Origin of the sequence: Mesorhizobium sp. M0276, assembly GCF_040321755.1 — a bacterium.
In the GTDB taxonomy this organism is placed as follows: Bacteria; Pseudomonadota; Alphaproteobacteria; order Rhizobiales; family Rhizobiaceae; genus Mesorhizobium.
In genome coordinates, this window is the sequence record NZ_JAMYSC010000114.1 from 1 (window position 1) to 8,300 (window position 8,300).

The following is an 8,300-nucleotide window of genomic DNA, read 5'->3' on the forward strand; positions in this document are numbered from 1 at the left end:
TTTCGGCAGCACTCGCTCCGGTCGCGTTGTTCGGCCTCGTCGCCGTGGTCGTCATCATCCGCGTCGTCTACCGGGCCGAATTCGCCCGCACGGTGCAACTGACGCCCGAGGTCGCGCGCGGCCGCATGCATAAGGGGCAGGTGCTGAAGGCGGTGGTGGTCTGCATCGGACTGGCAATTGCCTTCTTCGCCGGCGTGCCCGTCGCCAAGGCAGCGCTCATCGGCGGCGCGATCCTCTTGCTCACCCGCGCCATCAAGCCGGAACGCATCTACCGCGAGATCGACGGTCCGCTGCTGTTCATGTTCGCCGGCCTGTTCATTGTCGTCGCCGGCGCCGAAAAGACGCTTCTTACCTCGGATATGATTGCCTCGGCGAAGAACCTCGGTCTGGACGATGTCTGGCGCCTGTCCGGCTTCACCGCGGTGCTCTCCAACATCATGAGCAATGTCCCGGCCGTGCTGGCGCTGCGGCCCTTCATACCCGGCCTCGAAAACCCCGAGCGCGCCTGGCTGGTCGTCGCCATGGGCTCGACGCTGGCCGGCAATTTCACGCTGCTTGGTTCGGTCGCCAATTTGATTGTCGCCGAACAGGCACGGGCCGCTGGCACGCCGCTGTCGTTCGGCGCCTTCTTCAAGATCGGCTTGCCATTGACGCTGGTCACGCTTCTGGCTGGAACGGCATGGCTTGCACTGCGTTAAGGCACCCCTTTCCCGATGCACAATTAGGCTTTCCATACCGGAATTTCCGCCTCGACGTGGGCGTCGCCTTTCGAGCGCAACAGCCGACGAGGTTGGCCGGCAATCCGAGCCGCCATCGTATGCCCAAAAAGCAAACGGAGGTATATGCCCCGCAAGGCTGGCAGGGCTATCCTAGGGACTAGCTCTCACGCCGTATCCATCCGTCCTTGGCAAGGGGGCCCCTAACGGATCGCCTGGTCATCTTGTCCAGCAGCAGATAGATCACCGGCGTCGTGAAAAGCGTCAACACCTGGCTGACGACAAGGCCGCCGACGATGGCATAGCCTAGCGGCTGGCGCAGTTCCGACCCGGCCCCATGTCCGAGCATCAACGGAACGCCGCCGAGGATCGCCGCCATCGTGGTCATCAGGATTGGCCGAAATCTGAGCAACGCCGCCTGCCGGATGGCGTCTTCCCCCGATAGCCCTTGTTCGGCCTCCGCCTTGATGGCGAAGTCGACCAGCATGATGCCGTTTTTCTTGACGATGCCGATCAGCAGGATGACGCCGATCATCGCCACCAGCCCGAAATCGAAGCCGGCCACCATCAACGTGGCGAGAGCGCCAAGCGCTGCCGAGGGCAATGTCGACAGGATCGTGATCGGGTGGATGAAGCTTTCGTAGAGAACGCCGAGGATGAGGTAGACGACGACCAGCGAGGCGCCGATCAGCAGCGGTACGGTCGAGAGGGACTCCTCGAATGCCTTGGCGCTGCCCGCAAAGCTTCCCTCCAACGAAGCCGGCGGCTTCAGCGCGGCCATGGCGTTTCGCACCGCGGTCGTGGCAGTGCCGAGAGATGCACCAGTCGCAAGATTGAACGACATCGTCACCGCCGGAAACTGGCCTTGATGGTTGATGGAGACAGGCGCCACGCCGCGCGTCGTCCAGTGCGCGACATTGGCCAGCGGCACCAGGGTTCCCGACTGCGATTTGACGGAGAGGCGCTCCAGGGTCTCGACGTCCTGCTGCAGGTTTGGCAGCACCTCGAGAACGACATGGAACGTGTCGGTCTGCGTCGTGTACTGCCCGACCTGCCGCTGGCCAAAGGCGTCGTAGAGCGTTTCGTCGATAGTCTGCGGCAACACGCCGAACAGGGAGGCCGCTGCGCGGTCCACGGTCAGTGTCAGGGTCGGCGCCTGCTGTTGCTGGTCACTGCCGACATCGGCAAGCTCGGGCAAGCCCTTGAAGGCCGCCAGCACCTTTGGCGCCCAGACGTTCAGTTCTTCGATATCGTTGTCCTCAAGCGTGTACTGGTACTGCGTCTTGGCCGGGCGTGCGCCGATGTTGATATCCTGAGCCGCCTGCATGAACAGGCGAATACCCTGCAGTTTGGCGACCTCCGGCCCGAGGCGGGCGATGACCTGCTGCGCCGAGACATCGCGCTGGCTCCTTGGCTTCAGCGTGATGTTGACATGACCCTGGCTGAGCGCGTTACCGCCATTGCCACCGCCTATGTCCATGAAAACGCTGTAGACGGCAGGATCCTTCATCACGACCGCGCTGACCTGTTCCTGCAATCTGGCCATCTCCGCGTAGGACACATCGGGCGCGGCTTGCGACAGGCCGCCGATAAAGCCCGTGTCCTGCTCCGGAAAGAAGCCCTTGGGGATGATGATGAACAGATAGGCGGTTGCGGCCAGCGTCGCGAAGAAGACCGTCAGCGTCGCCCAGCGATGGCGAAGCACGACATCGAGACCTCGTCCATAGGGGCCCCGCAGCGCCTCGAAGGCGCGCTCGCTCCACTTGTAAAGGCGCCCGTGGCGGACGGCCCCGGCTGGCTTGAGCAGCCTTGACGCCATCATCGGCGTCATTGTCAGCGAGACGATTGTCGAGATGCCAATCGCGATGGTGAGCGTCAGGGCGAACTCGCGAAAGAGCCTGCCAACGATGCCGCCCATCGCCAGAACCGGAATAAGCACGGCGACGAGCGATAGGCTGATCGACACGATGGTGAAGCCGACTTCTTTCGACCCCTTGAGCGCTGCCTGGATTGGGCTCTCGCCCGCCTCGATGTGCCGGCTGATGTTTTCCAGCATGACGATGGCGTCGTCGACGACAAAACCGACAGCGACGACTAGCGCCATCAGCGACAGATTGTCGAGGCTGAAGCCGAACAGCCACATCGGCGCCAGCGCACCCAGCAGCGCCAGCGGCAGCGTCGCAGCCGGGATAAGCGTCGCCCGCACATTGCGCAGAAAGATGAATATCACCATGACCACCAGCAGGATGGTGATCAACAGCGTGAACTGGACATCAGACACCGCGGCCCGGATCGTGGTCGTGCGGTCCGTCACCAGCGCCAGCTTGATCGAGGGCGGCAATCCTGCCTGGAGTTCAGGCAGTCCAGCCTTGATGCGTTCCACCACCTGGATGACATTGGCGCCGGGCTGGCGGAAGACATCGACGGCGATGCCGCGTTTGCCGTTCGTCCAATGCGCCATCTTGGCATCTTCGGGACCATCGACGGCCTGGCCAATGTCGCGGATCCTGACCGGGCCGCCGTTGCGATAGGCAACGACAGCGTCGCTCCAACCGGCTGCATCGGTGATCTGGTCGTTGTTGTAGATCGGGAAGGTTCGCTTGCCTTCATCGAGATTGCCCTTCGGACCGCTGACGCTCAGGCCCTCAATGGCGGTGCGCACATCCTCGAGCGTTACGCCCGCTGCCCCCAAGCGTCCCGGATCGACGGAAATACGGATCGCCGGCTTCTGCCGGCCACCGATATTGACCTGGGCGACGCCGCTGATCTGGCTGATGCGCTGGGCGACCCGGGTTTCGATGAACTCATCGACGTCTATCAAGGACAAGGTATCGGAGGTGGCAGACAGTTGGAGAACGGGCGCGTCGGCCGGATTGACCTTATGGAACGAAGGCGGCGAAGGCAGATCCTTTGGCAATTGTCCGCTTGCCGCGCTGATCGCCGTCTGGACATCGCTGGCCGCCGCATCGATATCGCGATCGAGGTCGAACTGAACGGTGATCTGGGTCGTGCCCAGCGAACTCGACGAGGTCATCTCGGTGACGCCGCTGATCTTGGAGAGCTGCGTCTCCAAAGGCTGCGCCACCGACGAGGCCATAGTCTCCGGAGCGCCTCCTGGGAGATTTGCCGAGACCTGGATCGTTGGGAACGCAATCTCTGGCAGCGCCGAGACCGGAAGCCTCGGATAAGCGAAGAGGCCGATCAGCAGGATCCCGGCCATGCCGAGCGTCGTGGCGACCGGATGGCGAACGAAGCGGTCGGAGGGCCCCGCGCTCATGGCGCGGCTGTCGTCGCAACAGGGGTGCCACCACCGATGGCGTTGGCGGGTTGCTGTACGCCACCCGGATTGGCCAGATCCGGATTTGCGGAAACGGCCACCGCCGTCCCATCGCCAACCTGATCGCGTCCGTCAGAGACAATCTTGTCGCCCGCCGCAATACCCCTGGTCACAAGCGCCATGCCGTCGGTCTCGACGCCGGATTCGACCAGACGCCGGCTGGTCTTGCCATCAGCGCCCACAACATAGGCATAAAGTCCGCCGACGCCGCGCGAAAGCACTTCGTCGGGAACGACAACACCATGCAGCTCCGCCGTGGTCAGCCGGGTTGCGACGGGCAGACCGGGCCAGAGTTTTCCGTCCTGATTGTCGAAAGTGGCGCGCAATTTTATCGAGCCGTTGGCGGAATCGACATTGTTGTCCATCAACGTCAGCTTGCCGCGGGCGAGAACCGTTCGCGTGTCCGTAGATAGCGCCTCCACCGTAGCGACGTTGTCCTTCATCGCTTGCCGGATTTCGCCGAAGCGGTCCCCGGGCGCGACGAACACGACGCCGATCGGGTCGAATTGGGTAATCGTTACGATGCCTGTCGAGGAAGCAGTGCTGACGATGCTGCCGATATCGACGGACCGGAAGCCGGTCCGTCCCGTGATGGGTGCCCTGATCGTGGCATAGCCGAGTTGCGTAAGGGCGCTGCTCGCCGCCGCTTCGTCGGATTTAACAGCGGCGTTCAATTGCTCGACCGCCGCCGCCTTCTGATCCAGCGTCTCGGCGGCGACAATATCTTTCTTGGCAAGCGCCGAATAGCGGGCAAGGTCGTTGCGCGCATTGTCGAGTTGCGACATGTCCTGCGTCTCCTTGGCCTCCGCCACCGCCAGCGCCACCTGCAACTGTCGGGGGTCGATCTGCACGAGCATGTCGCCCTGGTGGACGACATCGCCTTCGGTAAAAGGCATGCTCAGGATTTCTCCGTCGATCTGCGTTCGAACTGTCACGGTTTGCAGCGGCGCGACCGTACCGATACCTGCGATGACCTTTTCGACAGTGCCCACGGTCGCCGAAACGACGCTGACGTGAATGGCTGTTGGCCCGCTCGAAGCCTGACCGGCGGTCGTCGACGAAGCCCTTGGCTGAACGATGTCCTGGGCGGTCGACCCATGCATGGCGGCCCCTGCGGCTGCCAACAGGCAGGCAAAGCCGGCCCAAGCCACGAGCTTAGTCCGTATCCCCCACTTTATCATTGGATGCCCCTCTCGCGCGCAAGCACGTTCCGGAAACTGGGCTGGATGAGCACCGTGACCTCCATTCATTTCGGGCAGACGGCCGCTGGCTTACCGGCCGTGATGCCAGGCTCAGCCGGGTACGCCCGGCGCGACGATATCGACGTCACGGCCATGCAGGCGATCGAGCAGGCCGCGCGGACCTGGCCGTGGTGGCTTCAGGCTTTCGGCACGGCCGTCGGCATGGACGATGATGTCGCCGTGGATGAAGCCATCGTCGAAATGGCCCTGTACGGTCAGCGCCTCGCCGGCGGTGACGAGCTTGCCACCCTCGCCGCGCCGACCGGTCTCGACCAGCGCACGGCCGCTGCCGTCGTCGATGACGAACTTGTCGCCGAAGATTTCGACGACCTTGCCCTTGACGGCAACGACGCTGTAGGGCGCGAGCGACGAAATGGGTATGGGCTGGATGAGCATGGTGGTGTCGCGGGGCGCGTCCACCGCCATGGCGCCGGCGCCGGCAATAACACCCAGCGCAACCAGGCCGACGGCGAAGATGCCGGTCAGATAGGGTCGACGAGCGCGACGGCTATCGGCTGGCTTGCCGGGCTCGGCCGGATTTGAGCTGCTAGGTGTTTCGGTCATGACATTCGTCTTTCCTTGGCTGTGTTTGGATGGGAGAGTTTTACCGCAGGTTCCGCGAATCCAGCCTGAACCAGGTCGTTCAGCTTCAGTTAAGCCGACGGGCGTAGGACCCGATTCTGAGGCAGGCGTAAGGAAGCCGATTCAATGAAGGTGCTGCTCGTCGAGGACGACGTGTCGATCGCCGGCCAGTTGGCAGAAGCGCTGCGCGGCGAAAACTTCGTCGTCGACATCGCCCGCAATGGCGAGGACGGCCAGCATCTCGGCGACACCGGCGCCTATGATGTCGCCGTTCTCGATCTCGGCCTGCCGAAGATCGAGGGCAAGGCCGTGCTCAAGGCATGGCGGGCAGCGGGGCGCAACCTGCCAGTGCTTATCCTGACGGCGCGCGATGGATGGTCGGAAAAGGTCGAGGGTTTCAAGGCCGGCGCCGACGACTATCTGACAAAACCGTTCCGGACTGAGGAACTGATCATGCGGCTGCGCGCGCTGGTGCGGCGCGCTTCCGGTCATGCCCAGACAAAAGTTACCTGCGGCCCGCTCGCCTTCAACGCGCAACTCGGCACTTTCGAGTTCGATGGCCTGCCGCTGAAGCTGACAGCGCTGGAATGGCGCGTGCTGTCCAGCCTGATGCTGCGCAAGGAAGTGGTGGTGACGCGCGCCGACCTTCTGGAGCGCGTCTATGAAGGAGATTCCGATATCGATTCCAATTCGCTCGAGGTGATCGTTGCCAGGCTGCGCCGCAAGATCGGCCACCGACACATCGAAACCGTACGTGGCCTCGGCTATCGGCTGACGGCGGGCGAAACATGAGGTTCATCCCGCGTTCGCTCGCCGGCAGGCTGCGGCTTGCAGCGGCTGCCGCTATCATCGTCGCACTGCTTCTGGCCGGCATCGCCATTGCGCTGATCCTGCAGCGCTTCGTCATCGGCCAGATCGACCAGCGGCTCGACGGCCAGGTCTTCGCCATAGCGGCGGCACTGCAGCACGACGGCGATGGGAAGATGACCGTGACGCCAATGCTCAACGGGCCGCCCTTCGATCGCCCGGGATCTGGCTGGGCATGGCAGGTCACAGGATCGGACGGCGAACTGGTGTCGGCCTCGCTGGCCGGCCTGGGCGCCCTGCCGCTGCCGCCGGTTCATGGTAGCCGCTTCCACAATTTCCCAGGATTGTCGAAATTGCTCGGGTCGCTCGATACGTTCGGCCGGCCCGCGCCCGCGGACGGGCCGGGACCGGACGGCCAGGCCCTGCACTGGCGCATCCTTGCCGCGCCTTTCGACAACCAAACTGTAACCGTGGCTGCGGCGGCGCCTTACCGCGCTATCTATGGGCCGCTGCGCGAAGCCCTGGTGCCGCTGGCGCTGGCGTTGATGGCGCTGGGCCTGTTGTTGTTCGGTGCCATGCTGGCGCAGGTGCGTCTCGGCCTGCGACCGCTGGCCGCTCTGCGCGATGGCCTTGCCGATATCCGCGCCGGCAGACGCACGTCGATTTCCACCGACCAGCCGAGCGAAATCCTGCCGCTGGTCGAGGAAGTCAACAGCCTGCTCGCCGACAATGCCGAAGGCCTGGCGCGCGCCAGGCGCCATGTCGCCAACCTTGCGCATGGATTGAAGACGCCGCTGGCAGCGCTTGGTCTCGCACTCGAGCGCCAGTCGACCAAACCCGCCGACGGCATGATGCGCTCCCAACTCGACCTGATGGACCGGCTGATCCGCCACCACCTTTCACGCGCACGCACGGCAGTTCTGTCCGGCCCGGCACGCGCCAGCACCAATGTTGCGGAAAGGTTGGCCGATCTCACCGGCATGATAGCCAACGTGCACCGAGAGCGCGGGCTCAGCTTTCATGTCGATGCTGCGACCGATGTTGCGGTTGCCGCCGAAACGCAGGATTTCGACGAAATCCTCGGCAACCTGCTCGACAATGCCTGCAAATGGGCGCGCTCAAGGGTCACCGTCACGGCAAGGGCCGATGCCGGCCACGTCACGCTCGACATCGATGACGATGGCACTGGTCTCGACACGGCGGCGATGCCGGAGGTGATGCGGCCGGGGCGGCGCATCGACGAGGCGACATCAGGCTATGGCTTCGGCCTGCCGATCGCCGCTGAACTCGTGGAGCTTTATGGCGGCAGTCTTGAATTGTCGCGGGCAAATAGCGGCGGGCTGCGGGCGCGGGTGATTTTGCCGCAGGCACTCTGATTATTGAGAGCCAGCTTTCGGCGCTTTTTGCCGGCGCCGCGCCAAGGTGTGAAATACCCGAACGGGGGAACCCGATCTGGGGAAAAGGAATTCGAACAGGGACTTTTACGAATGACATCGATGAGCGCCGCGGCACTGCTGATCCTGGTTCTCACCTACGCCGGTGTTGCCATTGGCCGTATCCCCGGCCTGCGTCTCGACCGTGCGGGGATCGCGTTGCTCGGCGGGGCCGCGATGATCG

6 protein-coding genes and 1 pseudogene are annotated in these 8,300 nt (G+C 63.7%); 4 read left to right on the plus strand and 3 right to left on the minus strand.

What is annotated here, in order from left to right; all coding sequences use genetic code 11:
• A partial coding sequence (locus NKJ01_RS35555) for an SLC13 family permease (RefSeq protein ID WP_352735208.1) occupies positions 1-698 on the plus strand: 698 nt, incomplete at its 5' end.
• Between the two features lie 178 nt (positions 699-876).
• Here the strand turns inward: NKJ01_RS35555 and NKJ01_RS35560 are convergent.
• The 3 genes from NKJ01_RS35560 to NKJ01_RS35570 form a co-directional block, all read right to left on the minus strand.
• Positions 877-3,993, minus strand: coding sequence for an efflux RND transporter permease subunit (locus NKJ01_RS35560; RefSeq protein ID WP_352735210.1), 3,117 nt, complete (start codon positions 3,991-3,993; stop codon positions 877-879).
• Positions 3,990-5,156 (minus strand): efflux RND transporter periplasmic adaptor subunit, encoded by a 1,167-nt coding sequence (locus NKJ01_RS35565; protein ID WP_352735212.1) that lies wholly within the window; start codon positions 5,154-5,156, stop codon positions 3,990-3,992. Before NKJ01_RS35565 ends, NKJ01_RS35560 begins: the two co-directional genes overlap by 4 nt.
• A gap of 189 nt (positions 5,157-5,345) precedes the next feature.
• On the minus strand, positions 5,346-5,858 hold the full coding sequence (locus NKJ01_RS35570) for a hypothetical protein (protein WP_352735214.1): 513 nt from the start codon (positions 5,856-5,858) through the stop codon (positions 5,346-5,348).
• A gap of 144 nt (positions 5,859-6,002) precedes the next feature.
• Here NKJ01_RS35570 and NKJ01_RS35575 point away from each other — a divergent pair, with 144 nt between their 5' ends.
• From NKJ01_RS35575 to NKJ01_RS35585, 3 genes and pseudogenes are all read left to right on the plus strand, one after another.
• Complete coding sequence (locus NKJ01_RS35575; protein WP_352735216.1) at positions 6,003-6,668, plus strand: response regulator; 666 nt, start codon at positions 6,003-6,005, stop codon at positions 6,666-6,668.
• Positions 6,665-8,059 (plus strand): sensor histidine kinase, encoded by a 1,395-nt coding sequence (locus tag NKJ01_RS35580; protein ID WP_352735218.1) that lies wholly within the window; start codon positions 6,665-6,667, stop codon positions 8,057-8,059. The genes NKJ01_RS35575 and NKJ01_RS35580 overlap by 4 nt, the downstream gene beginning before the upstream one ends.
• A gap of 111 nt (positions 8,060-8,170) precedes the next feature.
• Positions 8,171-8,300, plus strand: a pseudogene (locus NKJ01_RS35585) (anion transporter); the annotation flags it as partial.